Consider the following 22,703-nt stretch of genomic DNA (forward strand, 5'->3'; position numbering starts at 1 on the left):
GCTTTACAGAAAACCCTGTCGCAACAGCCGGTCAATCTTGCCTCCCGCCACAAGCATGGAACGCGCCATTTCCTTCGGTGTATCACATTTAAGCCGGGGGAATTTGGATGCAGCCGGCAAGGCGGACAGCGCACAAAAGAGCCGGATTGAATAATAACAATTTTTATTCTTCTGTCCATTGTTTCGTTTTCATGTTAAAACGCCTCCCGCCATCATGGAATTGCAGGTAACAAGGAAGAGGAAATGAATCTCCACCTGCTTCCAAAAACCGGTCTGAGAACCACTCGTACAAATATTCTTCAGCGCATTCGTCAAATTCTTCCATTTCACCATCATCCAGTTCGGTTGGATCAAAGTAACGAACAGATGAGAAGTCAAACCCCAGATCTTGTAACTTCGCTTCATAAATCGAACAGGACCCTTTCATTGGTATTGGACGAATTCCATAGAATCCCTCATATCCTTCTACATAAAATAAGATCCATTGGGTATCAGGAGGATAAGCTTTCCAACGATCGTTCTCTCCATCATCCCTTAATCACCTGCGATATTTTTTCTAAATTTGTGATTCACATATGAATGGCGCTTGGTCCCCCTTATACAAACGGGGAACTCTTCTTTCACGTCTGCGGCTTAAACCATCTGCCAAGTTTACCTCCTGGCAGAGGTCAAGGGCAACACCCTGCCCCGACCTGCAACAGCGGTTTAAAACCAGCCCGATGAAGCCGCCTGCTGATAAAAAATATGGCCGACCAGATAAACAAATCCGATTGCAGCCAAAACCAGCGATAACGTGCCGATCAGATGATCTTCCTTTCCCCCGCTTTTAATATGAATCCCCAGTTTTTTCAGATTGAATTTTTTATGATAAGGCCACAAATAAGGTACACCGGCCGTGGTTAATGTGTCCGCAAATAAATGGGACAAATAGCCCATGACCACTGCAAATACATACGGGGGCGAAATCAGGTACGTAACCCAGCCAACGTAGAATACCGACAGAACCGAATGGGTAACCGTCCGATGAGGAACATAAGCCACCCCGGCTGCATAAATGCCAATGAGAAGAACCCACAACGGCAATCCTTTCACAAAATAAAGCGCAGCCATAATCACCCCCAATGCCGCTAACGCAAAGGAACGATAGGTTCGCTTCAATGAGGGAAAGATAAAGTTATTGATCAGACTCCCGTCTTCATCAATGTCCGGCAGAAGCGAAGCGAATCCCGACAGCACAATTGTCAAGCTGAGTTCGGCTACGTCATCACTCCCGGATGAACAGGCCAGTCCCACTCCTGTGGCGATTCCGATAGCCACATGCGTTTTTCCTTGCACTGTTTCTCCTCCTCCAAGAATGCCAATATGTAAAAAGTTCCATACAACCTTCTTAAAAATATCAAAGTTTTATAATAAAATCCATTTCACAAGAACAGTTTTATTATTTATAAAATAAATTACCAAAGAAAAAAACCCTGATCAGAATATACTCTGACCAAGGTTTTTGTGGTGTTCTCGCTAATTCTGCATGACAAAATCGCGGGCGGCAGTCTCGTTCTCCCCGAACACATGCAAAATTTGATATTTGGTATTGCGTTGGGCGGGGATTTTTCCTGCTTCCCGGATCAGGCGCAAAATCAGATTGGTATTCACTTTATGTGTCGTTCCCGCAGCTGACACCACGTTTTCTTCAATCATCGTACTGCCAAAATCGTTACAGCCATACTGGAGCGACAACTTGCCGATTTCCGGCCCCATCGTCACCCAAGAAGATTGGAAATTAGGGATATTATCCAACATCAGCCGGGCAATCGCCACCGCTTTCAGATACTCTTCCGGCGGAAGTTTTTCCCGTTTCAGATTGGTATGATCCGGCTGGAACGTCCAGACGATGAAAGCGAGGAAGCCTTTGGTTTCGTCCTGCGCTTCCCGGATGCGAAGCAAATGGTTAATACGGTGTTCGTAGGTTTCACCAAATCCGATCACCATCGTCGCGGTCGTATGCATGCCAACCCGGTGCGCTGTCTGCATCACATCCATCCAGTCACGCCAAGACCCTTTCAAACGGCTGATTTTCCTTCTGATCTCATCATCCAGAATCTCAGCCCCGCCGCCCGGAAGCGAATCAAGGCCGGCTTCCTTGAGCTGGCGAATCACTTCTTCCAGTGATAATCCGGATACTTCCTTCATTTTGAGAATTTCCGCCGGTGAGAAGGAGTGCATCGTAATGCCGGGAAATCGCTTTTTGATCTCACGGAGCAAATCAGTATAATATTCGAACGGCAAATCCGGATTTGTTCCGCCTTGCATCAGGATTTCCGTCCCTCCTACATCAACGGTCTCCTGGATCTTTTGAAAAATCGTCTCATTGGGCAACACATACCCTTCCGGAGACCCCGGCGCGCGATAGAAAGCGCAAAAACGGCAGTAAGTATCGCAGACATTGGAATAATTGATATTTCGCCCGATCACAAATGTGGTTACCGGCTCGGGATGCCACTTCTTCATGATCTGGTCAGCGGCCCGGCCCATTTTTTCGATTTCGTCGCTTTCCCATAATGCGATCCCATCTTCCAATCCCAAACGCTCACCGGCCAATGCCCGTTCCAATATGGAATCGATCTTCGTCATATATTCTCACCCTCCCTGACCAGGTCGGACAATCATTTGATTCAGGCGTGTTGAACGGATATCCTGTATCGGTATCAACATACCCGAATGAGATTACCTTGTTTATCGTATCACAAATGACGGGAAATTGTCATAGCCAGGGATAACGGCAACTATCCGATCCAGGTGGTTTTATCAGCAAACGGGGTCCGTTTTGCGGCAGGAGGCCGGAGATCCGGATAACCGGTATAAACAAAGCCGACGATTTTCTCATGGTCTGCCAGTGCAAATTCCTGTCTGGCCGCCGGATGATATGCCGCTTTTCCGGTTCGCCAAACGGCTCCCAAACCAAGCGCATGCGCGGCGAGCAACATATTTTGCACAGCCGCATGACAAGCCGCCAGCTCCTCTTCCTCAAGCACATTGGGACGGTCGGCAGGAGAAGCGACCACCACGATTACCACCGGAGCGCGAAACGCCTTGTTCAATTCACGCCGTAATTGCTCCTCTTTTTCCGCCGGCGAGAGTTCCTCGTTCTTTTCGTTCGCCACGGCCATCATCACATTGCCCAAACGCTTCCGGCCTTCCCCCGTCAGAACCAAAAAGCGCCACGGCTCAGTCCGGTGATGATTCGGAGCCCACGTCGCCGCTTCCAGCATTTTTTCGATTTTCTCTTTCGGCACCGGATCCGGCTTGACCTTGCCGATACTCCGCCTTGTGCGAATCGCTTCAAAAAGTTCCATCCGTTTCCCCTCTTTTCGCTCCATCAATTGATAATCGTTCTCATTTTACTTCATTGTACGCCAGAAGCCGTTCACCCGTCAATCAAAACAAAAAGCCCCCGTCAATCAAACGGAGGCAAAAAAATAACCTTCCGGGTGGAAGGACTTGGACCTGGTGCCGAGGGTCGGACTCGAACCGACACGGTAGTACACCCACCGCAGGATTTTAAGTCCTGTGCGTCTGCCAATTCCGCCACCCCGGCTTATAAAAAATGGAGCGGAAGACGGGATTCGAACCCGCGACCCTCGCCTTGGCAAGGCGATGCTCTACCCCTGAGCCACTTCCGCAAGATGGTGGTTCGGGACGGAATCGAACCGCCGACACGAGGATTTTCAGTCCTCTGCTCTACCGACTGAGCTACCGAACCAAACAAAGCTATTTGATTGGCTGACAAAAGAGATTATAACACGGGGAAAGATGGATTGCAATTGTTTTTATTATTTTTTTGTGATCACAAATTCCGAGAAGTATCATCCATCGGTCTCCCCGTGATTTGCTCAGGGAGTATTCTTATTTTCTTTTTGCGCAGCGCTAAATTTTTCGTTCATTAAACGAAGCTTTGCCCGGATTTGTGCCTGCCTGTCCTCCGTTTCCCTCTGCTGCGCCGGTGATTCTGCGGAAACGGCCTCCGCTTCAAATTGCTTTTTCAGCATTTGCGGCAACTTCTCCTCCTGTTTGGCCTGTCCCTTCAGACGCGTCTTTTTCCGTTTTGGTTCCCATATTTCCTTCCGAGCCTGCTTCAGGGCATCCTGTATAGTTTCAATCCCCAGCCGTTTCCACTGGCCGGCAATTTTCTCGACGAGATTGCGCGGCAATTTATAATCATATTTCAGCAGCACATATTCCAGCAGGACGTTAATCACTGCCGGCGGCAAACCATATTGGCGAATAAGCCTTTCCACCAATTCCACATCGCTGTCGGGAATCCGCGTTCCCTTATGATAATAGGAAAGCAATTCCAATGGGGAAATTTGGGCCAGTTGCTTAAAATGCTTCTCCTCTTCCGACAGAGACGCTTCGTCATGGCTCTTCGGGGCCTCCGGAGTTTCGTCGGTGCTGGTTGACGGTTTCAGCGGCTTGCGGGTTACGACCGGATTGTCGCCAAACCGCAACCGGTATTCGCTTTTTATATAGGAGCGCAGCCGATCTGTGTCGATCTGCCCATTTCTCGTAACATAAGGATTTTGCAATGCCTTCAGGAGATCCCAGTCATCGAGCTGATACAAAAAGCAAATCTCTCTCAATTCCCTTTTTAATTCATCTGTCCAGGCATTTTCATCAACCAAGGATGAAAGTCTCATTTTTATCAGGGCAAAACCATCGTCCGGGCCATCCAATTGCGGCCACTTTCCTTCATGCAAGCTCTCATCGATCTTTGCAACCGGCCCGACCGCCTCTTTCCCCAACTCCGCGGCCCGCGCCAACTCAGCCGGAGAAAGGCTTTTAAATACTTCCTGAAATGAACGGGTGAGATTGACCGTCAACGTGTTTTGATTCTTCTCTTCCTTTTCCTGTCCGCCAGTCAGCCAATCTTTCATCGCCAAGAAACGCTCTTTGCCGATCTGGTTATATAACGCGAAGCTGAGAACATCGCTTTGGAAAAATTTAGCCGGAGTGAGAGGCGGGATCAGCTCATATTCATAAAAATGGCCGTGCTCCTGATCTTTGATTTCGAAGGTGGAAATCAAACCGACTCCTTCGAGCAAATAGCGTGATTCCAAAAGTTGGTCAAATGTAAGCCGACAGAGATTAAGCAAATAAGAATGGCTGTGAAAATCGGAAAAACCGGCACGATGAACCGGCACTTGATAATAAAGCGTCATGTATAGAGAGATCGCCGTCGTGCCCACAATCGGCTGGTACAGATGAAGCAGGCAAAGCGAATCGGCGGTGTGAAGCGGACGGTGCGTACGGCATCGCCAGCCGAGATCTTTCCAAAAAAATGACATCGTCAGTCCCCCTCTACTTACAAAAACCCCGAAACGCTGTACCATTTTATCAGGTGATCCGGCATCTGCCAAGGATGCTTTTCCGGTTCATACAGACGAGGGATCAAACGTTTTTTGCGAAAATGTGTTGCAGATCAGCCGGCAGGACACCGCCGCCCTCCCGGTTTTTCAGGTCAGGATTGACGCTTTTTTTCTTCCTGCAGGGCGCGGCGCGAACGGTTGAGCAAATCTTCCAGTTCATTGACAAAAACGTTGATATCCTTAAATTGGCGATAGACAGAGGCGAAGCGGACATAAGCCACTTCATCAATATCCACCAGGCGCTCCATCACCATTTCACCGATCTCCTTTGAAGGAACCTCCGCCGAACCGGCCTGGCGCAAGCGGCTTTCGATCTCGGCCACCAGCGACTCCAACTTGGCCAGCGGAACCGGCCTTTTTTCACACGCGCGAATCAGCCCCCGCAACAGCTTCTCACGGCTGAATTCCTCACGGCTGCCATCTTTTTTGATCACGATCAGAGGTTGCTCCTCCACCATTTCAAAGGTGGTAAACCGCTGTTCACACTTTTCGCATTCTCTCCGGCGCCGGATGGCCCGCCCATCGTGAACGGGACGTGAATCAAGAACCCGGCTGCCGTTATTGCCACAAATTGGACATTTCAAAGATACTCTCCCCTTCATTCCGATTTTGATCCCATAACACACCCGAAGTTTTATGACCGTTTATTCTATTCACATCCGTAATCTGCTCGCATCGGCCCGACTGTTTCACACCACTGTTTTCTGATCCATCGGGACCACTTTTTCCTCTTTTTTGCGTGACAAAATCGCAACAGTGGAAATGATGCAAAGTCCTCCCGCCAACTCAAACGCTCCGGGAATATGATGAAAGCAAAAAACCGACATCACCGCCGCCGACAAAGGTTCGGCGCTGCCCAGAATTCCCACTTCATCCGGAGATAAATAACGAAGGCTGTCCAGATACAGATAAAAAGAGAGCAGCGTGCCAAATATGACCACAAAACCGACCAATGCCAGTACATGGGGCGTCATCATATCGGCTTTTATCCTCCCCGGGGCATTCAGATTGACCAGCCCCATGCCGATCCCCCCGACCAGCATCCCCCACCCGACGATGACAACCGAACCGAAGCGGCTAATCAATCGTCCGGGGTAAACGGTGTAAAAAGCGGCGGTCAGTGCGGACACAAGCCCCCATAAAACCGCGGGGAGCGGTACGGTCAGCCCTTTTAATGAACCATTGGTTACCAGCAAAAACGTGCCGAGCATAGCCAGCACAAGCGCAACTATATCGTTTTTCCCCGGGAGTTGCCTTATTTTCAGCGCCATATACACGGTGATGAAAACCGGGCCGAGATACTGCAAAAGCGTCGCAGTCGCAGCATTGCCCGATTGAATCGAGGCATAGTAACTGTATTGCACTCCGAGCATCCCGATCAAACCAAAAATAAGGATTTTCAACCCGGTCCGCGGATCTTTCCAAACAGCCCAAATTCCCTGTTTCTTCATCCCCGCCCAGAACAACAGGAGAATCCCGGCACACAGCAGACGGATCGTCACAAGCCCTCCCGCCTGGAAACCGTATCGTTGAAACAGAACTTGGGCCACGGTTCCGGAAATTCCCCACAGGGAACCGCCGACAATCACCATTGCAATTCCCTTCAGCCGCTTACGAAGCAAAGCGTTCACACGATCCCTCCAGCGTCCTTCTCTCTATTTCTCATCCTTTTACCAAATCCAATAACTTTATCATAGCGGATTAAGTTTATCGGGAAAAGAACCGCTTCTTACTTGTTACTTTTTGAATTTTCCTTTACAATATCAACAAGAACATAGATTCCTTTTCCTTCACCAAGGGGGGCCACATGCAAGGTCGAATTTTAACCAAAGACTCTTTCCAAGTGGTCGGGATCGGTTGGACAGGACCCTATACCTTGTCACGTGAGATTCCGAAACTGTGGGAACAGTTTGTAAAAAGGATACACGAAATTCCGCACCAAGTGAAACCGGGCTCTTTTGTCTGTCCTTGCCATGACCGTGTCACCGATTTCACCTGCTATATTGCCGTTGAAGTATCCGAAGCGGAAAATGTACCCGACGGAATGCTGGCGTTGACGGTTCCAACTCAGCGGTACGCTGTTTTTACCCATAGAGGATCGATTCGCAATGTTCCGGCAACCTATCAACGCGCATGGAAATGGATCGAAAAGATGGGTTATCGCAAGGATCACAGCACATTGGGGCTGGAGGTTTATGACCATCGCTATACGCCGGTCACCCACTCGCTCGATGCTCCGGACAATATGTTTGACATTTACATCCCAATTAAAAGATAAGAAATTCCCCTGAATTTTTCAGGGGAATTTCCGCTTGTTTACGCAATAAAAAGTTGAAATTTGTGAGACCTCGATATATTTTTCCAAGCTCCCTGGCCCATCGTCGCTGCCGAAAAAAACCCGTCCTCTTCCATCGAACACTTGGCGCTGATCCTGCCAACTTTCCAACACCGTTTTCTTCATTTTACCGACAGCCTCAAATTCTCCTGTTTTTTCAGGAGTTTGCTTATGCGGTCACCTTTTTCGCCGCCAGGAGCCGTTCACCGACATATTCGACCAAGTCCACAACCCTGCAGGAATATCCCCACTCGTTGTCATACCAGGCCAGCACTTTTACCTGCTTTTCTCCGATTACCATGGTGGAAAGGGCATCGATGACCGAGGAATGATCATTTCCGTTAAAATCCGACGAGACCAGCGGTTCCTCGGTGTAAGCCAGAATCCCTTTCATCGTCGTTTCCGCTGCTTGTTTCAGTACTGCGTTTACTTCATCTGCTGTTACTTTTGTCTGCAAATCGGCGACCAGATCGACAACAGAAACGTTGGGAGTCGGCACCCGCAGCGCAAATCCGTTCAATCGTCCCTTCAATTCCGGAATTACCAGACCCAGCGCTTTGGCAGCACCCGTTTTCGTCGGGATGATCGATTGGGCACATGCCCGCGCCCGCCGCAGATCTTTGTGCGGATTATCCAGATTTTTTTGATCGTTGGTATAGGAATGAACAGTGGTCATCAGTCCGTATTCAATGCCAAACGCTTGGTGCAATACCTTGGCTACAGGCGCCAAACAGTTGGTCGTGCAGGATGCGTTGGAGATAATATGATGCTCTCCAGGGTTGTAAACCCTTTCATTAACCCCCATCACAATGGTTACATCTTCATCCTTGCCCGGTGCCGTGATAATCACTTTTTTCGCTCCGGCCTTCAGATGCTTGGACGCCCCTTCCCGGTCGCGAAACTTCCCGGTCGCTTCCACCACGATATCGATATCCAGCTCAGACCAGGGAAGCTGTTCCGGGTCCCTGTTGTTTACCAGTTGAATGAATTGATGATCAACGATCAATCCGTCTTCTTTGGGGGTCACTTCTTTATCAAACATCCCGTGGATGGTGTCGTACTTAACCAGATGGGCAATCGTTTCCGGCGGATAACTGGCATTGATTGCGACCACTTTCACCATTGAATTCTGAATCAACCGGCGAAAAACCATGCGCCCGATCCGACCGAAACCGTTTATCGCGATGCGAATTGCCATAAAGATAATCTCCTTCCACCATATGTTACATACCAATTCCCTCTTATTATTATAATCAGTATGTCACATTTTGCAACAGACAAACATAAAACCCATTCCACAGCGGAATGGGTTTTCTCAATTTTGCCTGTGATTTTTTTGTTTTTGCAGGTAATTTTCATAACGGTCATTATATAACTGCTTATATTTTTCATAGTAGAAGCTGACGCGCTGGACATAATTACGCGTTTCCCAGAAAGGGATTTGCGATGCGTGCTGGCTTGTTCCATCCCAAGTCCCATTTTTAAGCCAGCGGTCCACTTTCCCCGGACCGGCATTATAAGCGGCCATGACCGCCACTTTGTTTCCATGGTACCTTTCCGTCAGGGAAGCAATATACCAGCTGCCCAGCTGAATATTGATCGCCGGGTCTTTGATGTAGTTCACAATTCCCGGGGAAAAACCGCCCCGTTTCACAATATCATCCACCGTTCCCGGCATCAGTTGCATCAGCCCCTGGGCTCCGACACGCGATTCACCGTCCGGGTCAAACTGGGTTTCGGCCCGGATGATCGCCATGATCAAAAAGGGGTCGGCTCCCGTATTTTGAGCGCTATTAAAGATGTTTTCTTCATACCTCAGCGGATACATCAAACGATTAAAGAGTGGAGATGCCACAAGCAAAAAAATCAATAACAGCACAAAGGCGATCAAAAGGACTCGTTTGGAAGGCAAGGCATCTACGGCTGGTCTGATCCACTTTTTAATGTTAGATATCTCCATAACTGATCAACCTGTCTTTCTGTTTCTTCCAGAGATCCGCTGTTGTCAATTATATAATCGGCCACCTTTTTCTTTTCTTCGATACTGAGCTGGGATTGCATCCGTTTGATCGCTTCCGTTTTCGTCAAGTGATTCCGCTCCATCAGCCTTTTCAGTTGAATCGCTTGAGGTACATATACCACAATAACTTGTTCAACAAATTGTGTCAAATTTTCTTCTATTAAGAGCGGAACATCCCAAATAACAATGCTTTTCGGGTTTTTGTCCAGACTTTCCGCCGTCATCCGTTTCATCTCATCCATAATCAGCGGATGCAACAGAGCATTCAGACGCAATCTCGCTTCCTCATCAGCAAATACGAGTTCCCCCAGTTTCGCACGATCCAGCTGCCCGTCCGCTGTCAACATTTCGCTGCCGAAAGTCCCTTTGATCCGGTTCAGGCCAAGACTCCCCGGTTCCACCACTTTCCGGGCGACCTGGTCGGCATCAACCACGACGGCGCCACGCCTTTTCAACATTTCAGCCACGGTGCTTTTGCCGGTGGCAATACTCCCTGTAAGTCCAAGCAACATCTCATCATCGCCCCTCTAAAAAAAACGAAGCAATCCCAATACGATCAAAATCAATCCGGGCGCATAAGCCACGAATCGCTGGTTAAAGCGCCCGGCATAGGAAAAACCGAGCCAGATGCCCAGCCGCAAAAAAAATGCGCTCATCACCATGATCACCGCCGCTGTCGGCAAAGGTGAAAAGCCGGCCAACGCCACTCCCAATCCGGCGCCAAACGAGTCCAGTGACAGGGCGGCCCCCAGCAACAACGCTTCCGAACTGGAGATGGAGCCCGAATTATCCAGATCCGCGGCAAGGGGTGTCTTCAAGATTTGCACGACGAGCCCGAGCTGGCGGATTTTAATCGTCCATACTTTGGGTTCCATGATGGCGGGATTTTGCCTTGCACCCGTTCCATTTTTCATCTCAAGTTTATTTTTGTCTCCCTGGTACAGTGCATAACTTCCGAGCAAAATCAAAATAAAAGCACCGATAAAATGGGTGACTGCGGGCGCCAGCCAGACAGCGATCCATTTTCCCACGACCATCGACAAGTAAATAACAGCCCCGGAACATCCGGCAATAATCACGGTCGATAGCAACGGGATACGAATTTTTCGCATTCCATATGTCGTGCCGGCTCCGAAGCTGTCCAAACTAAGTGCAAAGGCAATCCCGATGATCGAAAATATATGCCACATCACCGTCACCCCTCATCTCAGTAGGCTGTTGCGTATCCTATCTTATGATGAAGGGCTCAAGCATGTGTTATTTTTGGCATTCCGGACAGAAGTGAGTGCCCCGTCCCGCTACCACAATCCGCTCAATCGCGTTGCCGCAGCGCAGACAAGGCTCATTTTTCCGCCCGTACACTTGAATCTGGAGCTGAAACATCCCCATTTCGCCCTCGCCGTTGACATAAGAGCGAACCGAAGAACCTCCTGATTTTATCGCTTCGGACAATGTCTTTTTTATACTGTGGTACAAACGCTCCACCTCGGCCGCCGACAAGGAAGAGGCCGGCCTCTCCGGATGAATTCCGGCTGAGAACAGCGACTCGTCCACATAAATATTGCCGAGCCCGACCAGAAATTCTTGATTTAAAAGAACGGCTTTGATTTTGGTCATCCGCCTCGTCAACGCCGCTTGAAACCATTCAAGTGTAAACTGATCGGACAGCGGCTCGGGCCCCAGTTTTTTCAAAGGAAGATGCTGTTCTTCCTCTCCCGCGGGGAACAAATGCATCGTTCCAAACTGCCGCACATCACGATAGCGCAGTTCCGTTCCGTCCGTGAAGTGAAAAATCACGTGCGTGTGTTTCTCATACGGCTCATTTTGCCTGGCCAACCGGTATTTACCCTCCATGCGCAAATGAGAAACAAGAACCCATGGCGGGCAAACGATCTTCAAAAATTTGCCCCGGCGCCCGATTTCCGTGATCGTCGTTCCGACCAACTCTTTCCTGAACAGCTCGACATCTGCGGGCTCCCGGATCAGACGGGGCAAATGAACCGTCACATCGCAAATCGTTTTCCCCACAACAAGTTTGTTTAATGTTCTGCGTACAGTCTCTACCTCTGGTAACTCCGGCAACGCTGTTTCCTCCTGTCACTTCGCTTCATACCAGTTTTTCCCGCAATTGACATCAACCACAAGCGGAACCGACAGTTCAAGAGCGTGTTCCATCACATCCCGGACGAGTTCTTGCATCGCAGGCAGCTCGCTTTCCGGCACTTCCAAAATCAGTTCGTCATGAACCTGAAGCAGCATGCGTCCTTTCAACCCGCGCTCCCGGATCTGCCGGTCAAGGCGAACCATGGCGATCTTAATGATATCCGCTGCCGTCCCCTGAATCGGAGTATTCATCGCCGTCCGCTCGGCAAAACTTCTCTCCCCGAAATTGCGGGAATGGATTTTGGGCAAATAGCGGCGGCGTCCGGATAAAGTGGTCACATAGCCTTCCTGTTTCGCCTGGGCGATAATCGAATCCATATACTTTTTCACCCCAGGGTACGTTTCAAAATAACGCTCAATAAATTCCCGCGCTTCTTTTTGCGGGATATCGAGGCCCTGAGCAAGTCCGTACCCGCTGATCCCGTACACAATCCCGAAGTTGACGGCTTTAGCCTGACGGCGCATCAGGCTGGTCACTTCATCTTCCGCCACGCCGAAAACATCCATCGCTGTCTGCGTATGAATGTCTTTGCCTTCCTTAAACGCTTTTTGCAAATTGGCATCGCCGGAAATATGGGCCAGCACCCTCAGTTCAATTTGCGAATAATCGGCGGAAAGCATGTACCAACCCGGCTCGGACGGGATAAAAATCTGTCGGATTCTCCTCCCTTCCTCCATCCGGATCGGGATGTTTTGCAAGTTGGGTTCCGTCGAGCTCAAGCGGCCGGTTGCGGTGACCGTTTGATTAAACTGGGTGTGGATCTTGCCATCAGATCCAATCTCTTTTTTCAATCCTTCTATATAAGTAGAATACAGTTTTCCTACCTGTCGGTAGTGTAAAATTTTCTCGACAATTTCATGTTGCGGGGCCAGTTTTTCCAGGACATCGGCACTGGTGGAATACCCCGTTTTCGTCTTCTTGATCACCGGCAGGCCCAATTTGTCGAACAGGATTTCTCCCAATTGCTTGGGGGAATTGATGTTGAAAGGCACCCCGGCCAGTTCGTAAATCTCCTCCTGAAGCAAATCCATGCTCCGTTTCAGCTCCACCCCGAGCTCGTCCAAGCGTTCCCGATTAACCAAAACCCCGTGCCTCTCCATGTTGGCCAGCACGGCAGCCAGGGGCATCTCCAAATCAAACATCAGCGCATCCAATCCGGCCTCTTGCAATTGCCGGTCAAGCACTGGATACACTTGATAAATCGCTCTGGCTTTGCGAGCCAGATGTTTTTCCAATTCCTCTCCCTGCAACTGGCGACGTTTGGCCCCTTTTCCGTAGACTTCCTCATCAGAAGGCAGGTAACCCGCTTCAGCCCGTTTCACGATTTCATTCAGTTCCATCTGCGACTCCGACGGATCCAGCAAATAGGCGGCCAACAGCACATCAAAGGAAAGGCCGGCCACATCGAGTTCCTTTCGCTTCAGCGCGAGACTCGTCTTTTTGACGTCGTAAACCACCTTGTGTCGTTCGCCGTCCGCCAGATATTCGCGAAACGCCTGCCAGTCCATAGCCTCTTCAATCGGAATGTAGAGCTGTTTTTCCCCGTCTGACAGTGCCAGGCCGATCACATCGGAATGGTGCGGATTTTCCCCGGTCATCTCCACAAACAGCGCCAATCCGCTTTGTTTTAAAAACGGTTCCCACTCGTCCCGCGCTTCCTCGCCAAATACTGTCACTGATTCGATCGCGTCCTGTTCTTCACGGACGGTCTTCGTCTCCTCTTCATCGGCGCCGCTGAACTTCTTCAAGCGATCCAGGAGCGTTTTAAATTCCACTTTCCGGAAGAAGTCGGCAATCCGGTTCACATCCAATTCCGCCAGCAGCAGATCTTCCAATTGCAGATCAAGGGGAACTTCCGTGTAAATCGTCGCCAGCTTTTTGCTCAACAAGGCTTGATCACGGTATGTTTCCACTTTTTCCCGCAATTTTTTCCCGGGCAACTCGCTCACATGGTCAACGATCTCTTCCACGGTCGGAAATTGTTTAAGCAGTTTCAGCGCTGTTTTTTCTCCCACTCCGGGGATGCCGGGAATATTGTCGGAAGCGTCTCCCATCAATCCCTTCAGATCAATAATCTGTTGCGGGGTCAATCCATACCGGTCCGCCACGGCCTTCCGGTCGTACCGTTCCGTCTCGGTGACGCCTTTTCGGGTGAGCAATACGTTCACTTGCTCATTCACCAATTGCAGCAAGTCTTTATCCCCGCTGACGATCAGGACTTCCAAATCCTTGCCGGCCCCTGCGCGGGCAAGTGTCCCGATAATATCATCGGCTTCATAATTCTCAATCGCATAATGCCGAATGCCAAACGCGTCAAGCATTTCCCGGACAAGCGGTATTTGCTCGGCCAGCTCTCCCGGCGTTTTTTGCCGTGTTCCCTTGTATTCCTGGTAATCTTGATGCCGAAACGTCGTTTTTCCGGCGTCAAAGGCAACCAGCATATGCGTCGGTTTTTCTTCTTCCAACACCTTCAGCAACATCATGGTGAATCCATAAACAGCATTGGTGTAGATTCCGCTCGAGTTGGTCAGGAGCGGCAATGCAAAAAACGCCCGGTAAGCAATACTATTGCCATCGATCAACACCAGTTTACCCACTTTTTTCACACCTTTATCCTTAATTCGCCTTTTCCGGTCCGTTTGTACAGGTTCAGGTCAACATTCTCATTCTATCATGCCCGTTTCCCCTCCTTCCAGCAAATTGGTAACAAGTTCCGAACAAATGATCCTACTTCAAAAAACAGAAAAAAAACCGCCTCCGCCGAAGCGGAAACAGTTTGCCCGCGATTCCCCCAATCAGGCTCAGTTCAGATCAGCCTGTTTTCCTGTTTCGATATAGATGATGTTTTCCGCAATATTGGTGGCGTGATCAGCGATCCGCTCCAGATAACGTGCGACAAAGCAGCATTTTAACGCAACCTCGGCATAACGGTTACCGGTCGGAAAGTACACTTTCATCTCCTTAACAATGGAATCATATAGCCGGTCCACCTCATCATCGTCTTCGGCCAATCGTTGGGCCAACATCGTATTTCCGTCTATATAGCTGTTAATCCCGTCATTCACCATTTTCTGAACCCGTTTGGACATGGTTACGATTTCTTGCAAAGGATTAAACTCCGGAAAATTCATTTTCGCCAAGGAAATCGTCTCGATGGCGATATCTTTCGCCAGGTCTCCCATTCTTTCCATGTCGGCCGCTATTTTCAGCGCAGAGATCAGTTTTCGCAAGTCACCGGCAACCGGCTGTTGTGTTGCAATCAGTTTTGCCACCAGTTCATCGATCTGAACCTTGATTTCATCGATCTGACTGTCTTGCCTGACAATCTCTTCCGCCAACAGCTCATCGCGGCCGACAAGTGCTCTCATTGCTTTATCTATCGCAATTTCAATATGGGCTCCCATTTTCAGGAGCATCGCCTGCACATCGTTTAAGACTGGTCAAATTGGCGCGTAATCATGTCCGTCCTCCCATCCCCGTGCGAGCCTATCCAAATCGTCCGCTGATATAATCTTCCGTGCGCGGATCACTTGGATTGGTAAAGATCTGATCCGTAGGACCGCTTTCGACAATTTCTCCGTTCAAAAAGAAAACGGCAGTATCGGATACGCGTGCTGCTTGTTGCATATTGTGTGTCACGATAATAATGGTGTACTGGTCTTTCAGCCTCATGATCAATTCTTCCAACCGTTCAGTGGAAATGGGGTCCAATGCGGATGCAGGCTCATCCATCAGAATCACTTCCGGCTGCACCGCCAATACCCTGGCCAGTACCAGGCGCTGTTGCTGTCCTCCGGACATTCCCAAGGCGGAGCGGTGCAAACGATCTTTCACTTCGTCCCATAAATTGGCCTCCGTCAGTGTCCGTTCCACGATCTCATCCAATCTCTTTTTATCCCTGATTCCGTGTAGTCTCGGCCCATAGGCGACGTTGTCATAGATGGAAAGCGGAAACGGATTGGGCTGTTGAAACACCATCCCCACCTTCTTCCGCAATTCCACCAGATCCACTTTTTCACCATAAATATTTTGACCGTCGATATGGATCGTTCCGGTCGTTCGCACACCCTTGATCATATCGTTCATGCGATTGATACTGCGCAAAAATGTGGACTTGCCGCAGCCCGATGGACCGATCAGTGCGGTAACCTGATTTTCTGCGAGATCAAGATCAATATTTTTCAATGCATGATTGGTTCCATAGTAAAGCTGAAAACAGCGAACACGAACTTTTTGCGACATCCTTCCCCCTCCTTTCCCCCGCTTAACCAAACCGCCCTGTCAAATAATCTTCCGTCTCTTTTTTCCTGGGATTAACAAACAATACATCCGTCCGGTCATGTTCAATCAATTCTCCCATGTAAAAATAGGCGGTGTAATCGGAGATGCGGGCAGCCTGCTGCATATTGTGCGTCACGATGGCGATGGTAAACTCGTTCTTCAACTCTTGGACCAACTCTTCGATTTTTCCTGTTGAAACCGGGTCAAGGGCGGAAGCAGGCTCATCAAGCAGGATAATCTTGGGCTTCATGGCAATGGCCCGGGCAATGCACAAGCGCTGTTGTTGCCCGCCGGACAACGCCAGGGCGGAAGTATGCAAACGATCTTTCACTTCATCCCACAATCCCGTTTTTCTCAAGCTTTCCTCGACCAACTTCTCTTGTTCCTTCTTGGAAATGCCGTAAAGGCGGGGAGCAAACACGATATTTTCATAAATGGATTTGGCAAATGGATTGGGCCGTTGGAAAACCATGCCGATCTGGCGGCGAAGCTGAGTCACATTAATTCTGGAATCGTTGATATTCACACCTTCGACCAAAATCTTGCCCATTACTCTTGTCCCGGGAATCATATCATTCATCCGGTTAAGGCAGCGCAAAAAAGTGGACTTTCCACAACCGGATGGGCCGATTAATGCTGTCACCGTGTTTTGATATAGCGGAAGATTGACTTGTTTAATCGCATGCTTTTCACCATAATAGACATCCAAATCCAATGTTTCCAGCTGGATCGGCCGCGTTTCATCCGTCAACAACGATCTTCCATCGGTTTTCGGCTGGAACCGAAAAGGGGTGATTAATTTTTCCATCCGCCATCCTCCTCACCTTGTCGAAGTCAAACGGGCATGGATCAGGCGCCCAAACCACCGTGCAAACAAATTAAAAATCAATACGGCGATGACCAGCAGTGCAGAGGCCCCGCTGGCAATCTCTTTCGCATCCGGAACAATTCCCTCGGAATTGATTTTCCAGATGTGAACTGCCAGCGTCGATGCCGGCCGGAAAGGATTGAGGGGTGAAACAGGCGAGGTAATATCCCAATTGCTGAAATCGAGATCAGGCGAAGACATCCCCGCCGTGAACATCAGTGCCGCCGCTTCCCCAAACACCCGTCCGGCCGCCAGGATCGTTCCTGTCAAAATGCCGGGAAGCGCCGCCGGCAAAAGAACTTTGACAATGGTGTGCCAATGGGTGACTCCCAAAGCAAAACTCGCTTCTTTTTGTTCCCGGGGCACGGTTCCGAGCGCCTGCTCCACAATCCTTACCATCAACGGCAGATTAAACACTGTCAGCGTCAACGCGCCGGCAGCCAAAGAGAACCCCCAACCGGTGTATTGGACAAATACCATCAATCCAAACAATCCGACAACAATGGAAGGAAGGGATGATAATACCTCAATGCTTAACCGCAGGACATTCGTAAGTTGACCCGGTTTGGCATACTCCGCCAGATAAATTCCGCCGCCGAGACCGAGGGGAACGGTGATGATCATGGTTAAAACAAGCAGATAAAAGGAGTTAAACAGCTGGGGGCCGACTCCTCCGCCGCCGGTTAAAACCGAACCCGGCGCTTCGGTAACAAAATCCCAATTGATCACATGCAAACCTTTAAACAAAATAAAACCGATCATCCCGGCCAAAATGCCAATTATCAGGATGGCGATCAAATAAAAACAGAGAGTCGCGATCCGGTCTGTCACCTTCGCCCTCATATCAAACCTCTCTCCTTCGCGCAATAAAACGGATTGCCAGGATCAAGATGAGAGTCATCAGCAGCAAAATAAGCGCCATCGACCATAAGACGTTGTTATAAGTGGATCCTTGCACCGTATTTCCCATATTGAGTGTAATCACGCTCGTCAATGTGCTCATCGGTTTCAGCAGGTGAAAAGGGAGATCCGCCGTATTTCCGATCACCATTTGCACGGCGAGCGCTTCGCCGAATGCGCGGGCAATCCCCAAAACGACAGCGGTCAGCAATCCCGGCTGTGCCACGCGGATTACCAGCCCGGAAATCGTTTGCCATCTCGTCGCTCCCAATGCATAGGAACCTTCACGGATCCCCTGCGGAACCGAATGGATGGCATCGGCACTGATACTGATGATCGTCGGCAAAATCATGACCGACAAGACGATGATCCCGGCCAACAAGCCAAATCCCACCTCGCCGAAAATCGAACGAAGAGCCGGGACGATGAGGGTAAGCCCGATAAAACCATACACAACCGACGGAATGCCCACCAGGATTTCCACCGCAGGCTGCAAGATTTTCCGGCCTGCCTTCGGAGCGATCTCCGTCATGAAAAGAGCGGCCCCAATTCCAAGCGGCCCGCTGATCACGGCCGAACCCAGGGCCACCATAAGCGATCCCAGGATAAAATCGAGGGCGCCGTATTGCGGTCCGCCCTGCTCAGCAGATAAAGAAGGCCCCCAATTGCCGGAAAAGAAGTCGGCGAGGGTAACCTCTCCGTGAAGAAAAGGGGCGATCCCTTTGGAAGCGATAAAGTAAAGCAACGAAAACAGGGTGATGATCAATACCCATGCACTGACCAGCGTCATCACTTTTCCTCTGTATTCAATGCGAGTCCATTTCTGATTCGGTTTGGTCAGCTCTTTTTCCATCGATGAAACGCGAACGGCTGCTTGTTCCATCTTCCCACACCCTTTCCGAATAAACAGCACAAGGGATAGAGAGAATTCTATCCCGCGCTTGAATCATCAATCTTTACTCCGGTTTGACACTCCCGTCGGCATCACGCTCCACCTTCATTTGGCTGACGGGAATATACTCCATTTTTTTGACCAGCGCTTGTCCTTCCCCGGAGAGGATATATTGAATAAAAGCATTTTCCGTTTTGCTGTTTTTGCCGTTTTTATTGGTGTACATATGCTCATAGGACCAAACTTTCCATTTGTTCGTACAGACATTTTGGTTGGTCGGTTCGACACCGTCCAGCTTCAAAGCTTTCACCGAGGAGTCGATATAGGAGAAAGCGAGATATCCAATCGCACCCGGCGTTTCGGAGACGATCTTGCGCACCGTGCCGGAAGAATCTTCTTCAATGCCTCCCTTCGCGCGGAACTCCGTATTTCCTTTCAAAGCATATTTGGCAAATGTCGCCCGGGTTCCGGAACTTTCCGGACGGTTGACCAACACGACAGGCAGGTCTTTTCCCCCGACCTCTTTCCAATTTTTGATTTTGCCCGTGAAAATGTCGATCAGCTGCTGCTGGGTTAGGTTATCCACACCCACATCGGGGTTGACAACCGGTGCGAAACCGACCACAAACACTTTATGATCAACCAATTTGGATGGGTCGATATTCTCATTCGATTTTTCTTCCGCAAACAAATCGGAATTGCCGATGTCGGCCGTATCATTCATCACCGAACTGAGTCCCTGTCCGCTTCCCCCGCCTTGAACATTGATTTGGACGTTTGGATTTTTGGCGGAATATGCTTTGCCCGCTTCCTCAACCAAGGGTTGCATGGCCGTAGAGCCAACGATGGTTAAAGAACCGCCTGCCTGCTGTTGTCCGGACGTACCCTCGCTGCAACCTGTCAGCGCTCCGAATGCCAAGGCAAATACGCCTCCAAGTAAGAGACTTTTTTTCAACATGATGAAAAGTTCCCCCTAATCAACGTCATGATCATCGCAAAAACAATGATTTCAATTTGAACTATAATCTACTTCTTTTATATAAAAATGAATGCAATGTAAATGTTTGATAAACAAAAAAAGGGCATCTGCCCCTTCTACAGCGATCAGGTGGTTCAGACGCCTTGAATACAGAAATTTTTAACAATAACATGCACAATTGGGTTTCGCACTTCTAAAAGCGAAACGCAGTGGCCGATCAAACCATCAGCCTGATCCGCCGCTGCATTCTCTGTAAAAGAATTATTTCGCCGTACAGTCAATCAGACGGGGATAACGGAAAAGTGAGGATAAACGACGTCCCTTCCCCCACCTTGCTCTCGACCTGAATTTTCCCATGGTGCACTTCGACCAGGTGCTTGACGATCGCCAGACCGAGGCCGGTACCACCCGAATTTCGCGCCCGTGCTTTGTCGACGCGGTAAAACCGTTCAAAAATGCGAGGAAGATCACTCTCCGGAATACCGATCCCTGAATCGCCGATGATCAATTGCCAATCTGATTTTCTCCGCCGCGCTACCACGGTGATATGCCCTCCCGCAGGGGTATAGTGAATGGCATTGGTCAGCAAGTTTAAGATAATCTGCCGGAAACGGTCAGGATCCACCTCAACCTCAAACAGCTCGTCGATCTCAATCGTCAGATTTTGGTCTTTGGCCTTCAACTGATCCCGCACCATTTTTTGGGCAGAGTAAATCAGCGTATCAACCGGGACTATTTCGGTCTTCAAATGAAATTGTTTAGATTCGATCCGGGACAAATCGAGCAAGTCGCCGATTAATCGCTGCAACCGCAAACTCTCCTCATGGATGATTTGCAAAAATTCCTGACATGTCTCCCGGTCGTGCATCGCCCCGTCCAGCAGCGTTTCGGCAAATCCTCGAATGGAAGTGATCGGGGTTTTCAATTCATGTGAAACATTGGCCACAAAATCCCTGCGCAGTTGCTCCAAGCGGCGGATGGCCGTCAAATCATGGAAAACCACAACCACACCGACACCGTTTTTCTCCACCCACATCGGAGTGAGATGCGCGAGCAACATCCGTTCTTCAGGGTAATAGAGATGAATCTCTTTCCGCAGGCGAATGCCCGATTCGGCACACTCGGTGATCAATTCGCTCAGATCATAGGGATAACTCAGCTTCTTGTAAGACTGGCCGATCAAATCAGACGCCGGCATGGAGAACATGCGTTCAAAGGCGCGGTTGGCCAGGCTGACATTTCCCGTCGGGTCCACCATGATCAGGCCGCTTTCCATCGATTCAATCACACTGTTCAATCTTCGTTCAGACTTGCGAATCGTTTCCATCTGCTTTTGCAAACTGCGGGCCATCCGGTTGATCGCCTGCCCCAGATGGGCGACCTCATCCCGTCCCTCCTGCTGAACCCGGCGATAAAAACGTTTCTCCGCGATATCCCTGGCGACTTGCGTGATTTCTTCAAGCGGGCGGGTCACTCCGCTGGCGATGCGCGAACTGAAAAAAGCGGCCAATGCATAGGCGAACAAGAGTCCAAGAGCCAGTGAGAACCAAACTTGATGCAAAGAACGATTGACTTCCCGGATGTCCAATGATAAGCGAACAGCCCCCACGATATGACCATTCCGTTCGACAGGTAATGCCGCATGTAAAAAGTCATTGCGGATGGTCGGATCGGGAATGTGGTTTTTCAGGGCTTCTGCCACTTCCGTAAACTCTTTGCCGTCGAACGATTTCCCTTCAGAGTCGCCAAGCACCCGTCCGTTCCGGTCAAAAAAGGTAACCCTCACGTCAAGCGTCTGTGCATAGACCTGCGCCTGATGCTGTAACGATCTGTCCGAATCCCACCGGGTTGTTTCCGCCAGCATTTTCCCTTCTTTTTGCAAACGGCCGGACAGGGAATCCAGATAGGATGTTTGTAACAGAAGCGCGACAAAAATCCCTGTCCCGAGAACGGAACAGCCGATTAAAAGCAGAAATGACCAGGTAATTTTCGCTTTTAACGTTTTCATGCTCGTCTCGGGCCTTCAAATTTGTAACCGATTCCCCGAACGGTTTTAATGAAGAAAGGATTTTTAGAATCGGTTTCAATCTTATCCCTGAGGTGGCTGACATGGACATCCACGATCCGTGAATCGCCGACATAATCATAATTCCATACCGCATTGAGCAATTGGTCGCGCGATAGCACTTTTCCCCGATGATTGGCCATATACAACAGAAGTTCAAATTCCTTCGGCGTCAGTTCGATTTCTTCCCCGCTTCTGCTCACAACATATCCTTCCGGGTCGATCTCCAGGTCACCGATCTTGATCAGCTCTTGATGCTCCCCGCTTCCGAGATTCTTTTTCAGCTGATCCACCCGTCGGAAAATCGCTTTCACCCTCGCTGTCAGCTCACGGGGACTGAACGGCTTGGTCATGTAATCATCGGCGCCCAATTCAAGCCCCAGCACTTTGTCGAATTCATCTGTTTTCGCAGTCAGCATCAGGATGGGGATATGGGTTTTTTCCTGCCGCATCCGGCGACACACTTCCAAACCGTCAACTTTGGGCAACATCAGATCCAAAACAACCAGATCCGGTTGGCTTTTTTCGAGCATCGCCAGTGCCATCTGGCCATCATAAGCGACTCCCACTTCATATCCTTCTTTTTCCAAATTAAACTGCACCAGTTTGACAATCGATGCTTCATCATCAACGACCAGGATCTTCTTACCCAAGGTGATCCCTCACTCTCCGAAATCATGTTTGAACAAAATAAATCATACCATAACAAAGTTAAGATTCCGTTAAAAATGGCACCCAATACATCGGGTACCAAATAAATGCACTCTTTTCTGTCATCC

22 protein-coding genes and 3 tRNA genes are annotated in these 22,703 nt (G+C 49.6%); 1 reads left to right on the plus strand and 24 read right to left on the minus strand.

Annotated features, from left to right (window positions below; translation table 11 throughout):
- Positions 1 to 163 precede the first annotated feature (163 nt).
- From I8U18_RS06620 to I8U18_RS06665, 10 genes are all read right to left on the minus strand, one after another.
- A complete protein-coding gene (locus I8U18_RS06620) occupies positions 164 to 427 on the minus strand; it encodes a hypothetical protein (RefSeq protein ID WP_033101134.1) in 264 nt (87 codons plus the stop codon).
- A gap of 278 nt (positions 428 to 705) precedes the next feature.
- Positions 706 to 1,335, minus strand: a complete 630-nt coding sequence (locus tag I8U18_RS06625) for a metal-dependent hydrolase (RefSeq protein WP_033101133.1) — start codon at positions 1,333 to 1,335, stop codon at positions 706 to 708.
- Between the two features lie 180 nt (positions 1,336 to 1,515).
- Entirely contained in the window at positions 1,516 to 2,628 is a 1,113-nt protein-coding gene (gene mqnC / locus I8U18_RS06630) for a cyclic dehypoxanthinyl futalosine synthase (RefSeq protein WP_033101132.1), read from the minus strand.
- A 152-nt stretch (positions 2,629 to 2,780) separates the two neighbouring features.
- The gene (locus I8U18_RS06635) at positions 2,781 to 3,350 is read right to left on the minus strand and encodes a nitroreductase family protein (protein ID WP_033101131.1); all 570 of its coding nucleotides are present in this window, start codon (positions 3,348 to 3,350) and stop codon (positions 2,781 to 2,783) included.
- Between the two features lie 152 nt (positions 3,351 to 3,502).
- Positions 3,503 to 3,592 (minus strand) — tRNA-Leu (locus tag I8U18_RS06640).
- Positions 3,593 to 3,602: 10 nt separating this feature from the next.
- A tRNA-Gly gene (locus I8U18_RS06645) sits at positions 3,603 to 3,677 on the minus strand.
- A gap of 4 nt (positions 3,678 to 3,681) precedes the next feature.
- Positions 3,682 to 3,757, minus strand: a tRNA-Phe gene (locus tag I8U18_RS06650).
- A 130-nt stretch (positions 3,758 to 3,887) separates the two neighbouring features.
- On the minus strand, positions 3,888 to 5,339 hold the full coding sequence (locus tag I8U18_RS06655) for a replication initiation and membrane attachment family protein (RefSeq protein WP_033101130.1): 1,452 nt from the start codon (positions 5,337 to 5,339) through the stop codon (positions 3,888 to 3,890).
- Between the two features lie 173 nt (positions 5,340 to 5,512).
- Positions 5,513 to 6,004, minus strand: coding sequence for a transcriptional regulator NrdR (nrdR, locus tag I8U18_RS06660; RefSeq protein WP_033101129.1), 492 nt, complete (start codon positions 6,002 to 6,004; stop codon positions 5,513 to 5,515).
- A gap of 105 nt (positions 6,005 to 6,109) precedes the next feature.
- Positions 6,110 to 7,051, minus strand: a complete 942-nt coding sequence (locus I8U18_RS06665) for an EamA family transporter (RefSeq protein WP_033101128.1) — start codon at positions 7,049 to 7,051, stop codon at positions 6,110 to 6,112.
- 176 nt (positions 7,052 to 7,227) lie between these two features.
- Here I8U18_RS06665 and I8U18_RS06670 point away from each other — a divergent pair, with 176 nt between their 5' ends.
- A complete protein-coding gene (locus I8U18_RS06670) occupies positions 7,228 to 7,698 on the plus strand; it encodes a GyrI-like domain-containing protein (protein ID WP_052154219.1) in 471 nt (156 codons plus the stop codon).
- Between the two features lie 226 nt (positions 7,699 to 7,924).
- On the opposite strand, the gene I8U18_RS06675 is transcribed toward I8U18_RS06670, so the two are convergent.
- The 14 genes from I8U18_RS06675 to I8U18_RS06740 all read right to left on the minus strand — a co-directional run bounded on the left by I8U18_RS06675 (position 7,925) and on the right by I8U18_RS06740 (position 22,577).
- Positions 7,925 to 8,953, minus strand: coding sequence for a glyceraldehyde-3-phosphate dehydrogenase (locus I8U18_RS06675; protein ID WP_198064607.1), 1,029 nt, complete (start codon positions 8,951 to 8,953; stop codon positions 7,925 to 7,927).
- A 117-nt stretch (positions 8,954 to 9,070) separates the two neighbouring features.
- Entirely contained in the window at positions 9,071 to 9,715 is a 645-nt protein-coding gene (locus I8U18_RS06680) for a lytic transglycosylase domain-containing protein (RefSeq protein WP_052154218.1), read from the minus strand.
- Positions 9,673 to 10,287, minus strand: coding sequence for a dephospho-CoA kinase (coaE, locus tag I8U18_RS06685; protein WP_198055401.1), 615 nt, complete (start codon positions 10,285 to 10,287; stop codon positions 9,673 to 9,675). The genes I8U18_RS06680 and coaE overlap by 43 nt, the downstream gene beginning before the upstream one ends.
- Before the next feature lie 15 nt (positions 10,288 to 10,302).
- On the minus strand, positions 10,303 to 10,965 hold the full coding sequence (gene ytaF, locus I8U18_RS06690) for a sporulation membrane protein YtaF (RefSeq protein ID WP_198064608.1): 663 nt from the start codon (positions 10,963 to 10,965) through the stop codon (positions 10,303 to 10,305).
- 67 nt (positions 10,966 to 11,032) lie between these two features.
- Positions 11,033 to 11,857, minus strand: coding sequence for a DNA-formamidopyrimidine glycosylase (gene mutM, locus I8U18_RS06695; RefSeq protein ID WP_198059010.1), 825 nt, complete (start codon positions 11,855 to 11,857; stop codon positions 11,033 to 11,035).
- 15 nt (positions 11,858 to 11,872) lie between these two features.
- A complete protein-coding gene (polA, locus tag I8U18_RS06700) occupies positions 11,873 to 14,536 on the minus strand; it encodes a DNA polymerase I (RefSeq protein WP_198064609.1) in 2,664 nt (887 codons plus the stop codon).
- Positions 14,537 to 14,740: 204 nt separating this feature from the next.
- Complete coding sequence (gene phoU, locus I8U18_RS06705; protein WP_198064610.1) at positions 14,741 to 15,355, minus strand: phosphate signaling complex protein PhoU; 615 nt, start codon at positions 15,353 to 15,355, stop codon at positions 14,741 to 14,743.
- 70 nt (positions 15,356 to 15,425) lie between these two features.
- Entirely contained in the window at positions 15,426 to 16,181 is a 756-nt protein-coding gene (gene pstB, locus I8U18_RS06710) for a phosphate ABC transporter ATP-binding protein PstB (RefSeq protein ID WP_198064611.1), read from the minus strand.
- Between the two features lie 22 nt (positions 16,182 to 16,203).
- Entirely contained in the window at positions 16,204 to 16,974 is a 771-nt protein-coding gene (pstB, locus tag I8U18_RS06715) for a phosphate ABC transporter ATP-binding protein PstB (protein ID WP_370589205.1), read from the minus strand.
- Between the two features lie 66 nt (positions 16,975 to 17,040).
- On the minus strand, positions 17,041 to 17,931 hold the full coding sequence (gene pstA / locus I8U18_RS06720; RefSeq protein ID WP_033101120.1) for a phosphate ABC transporter permease PstA: 891 nt from the start codon (positions 17,929 to 17,931) through the stop codon (positions 17,041 to 17,043).
- Position 17,932: 1 nt separating this feature from the next.
- The gene (gene pstC / locus I8U18_RS06725; RefSeq protein WP_198059007.1) at positions 17,933 to 18,871 is read right to left on the minus strand and encodes a phosphate ABC transporter permease subunit PstC; all 939 of its coding nucleotides are present in this window, start codon (positions 18,869 to 18,871) and stop codon (positions 17,933 to 17,935) included.
- Positions 18,872 to 18,944: 73 nt separating this feature from the next.
- Entirely contained in the window at positions 18,945 to 19,838 is an 894-nt protein-coding gene (locus I8U18_RS06730) for a phosphate ABC transporter substrate-binding protein (protein WP_198064612.1), read from the minus strand.
- A 298-nt stretch (positions 19,839 to 20,136) separates the two neighbouring features.
- A complete protein-coding gene (gene pnpS, locus I8U18_RS06735; protein WP_198055406.1) occupies positions 20,137 to 21,867 on the minus strand; it encodes a two-component system histidine kinase PnpS in 1,731 nt (576 codons plus the stop codon).
- Positions 21,864 to 22,577, minus strand: coding sequence for a response regulator transcription factor (locus tag I8U18_RS06740; protein ID WP_198064613.1), 714 nt, complete (start codon positions 22,575 to 22,577; stop codon positions 21,864 to 21,866). The genes pnpS and I8U18_RS06740 overlap by 4 nt, the downstream gene beginning before the upstream one ends.
- Positions 22,578 to 22,703: the final 126 nt, after the last annotated feature.

This window comes from Thermoactinomyces sp. CICC 10522 (genome assembly GCF_016055075.1).
Classification (GTDB): Bacteria; Bacillota; Bacilli; order Thermoactinomycetales; family Thermoactinomycetaceae; genus Thermoactinomyces_A; species Thermoactinomyces_A daqus.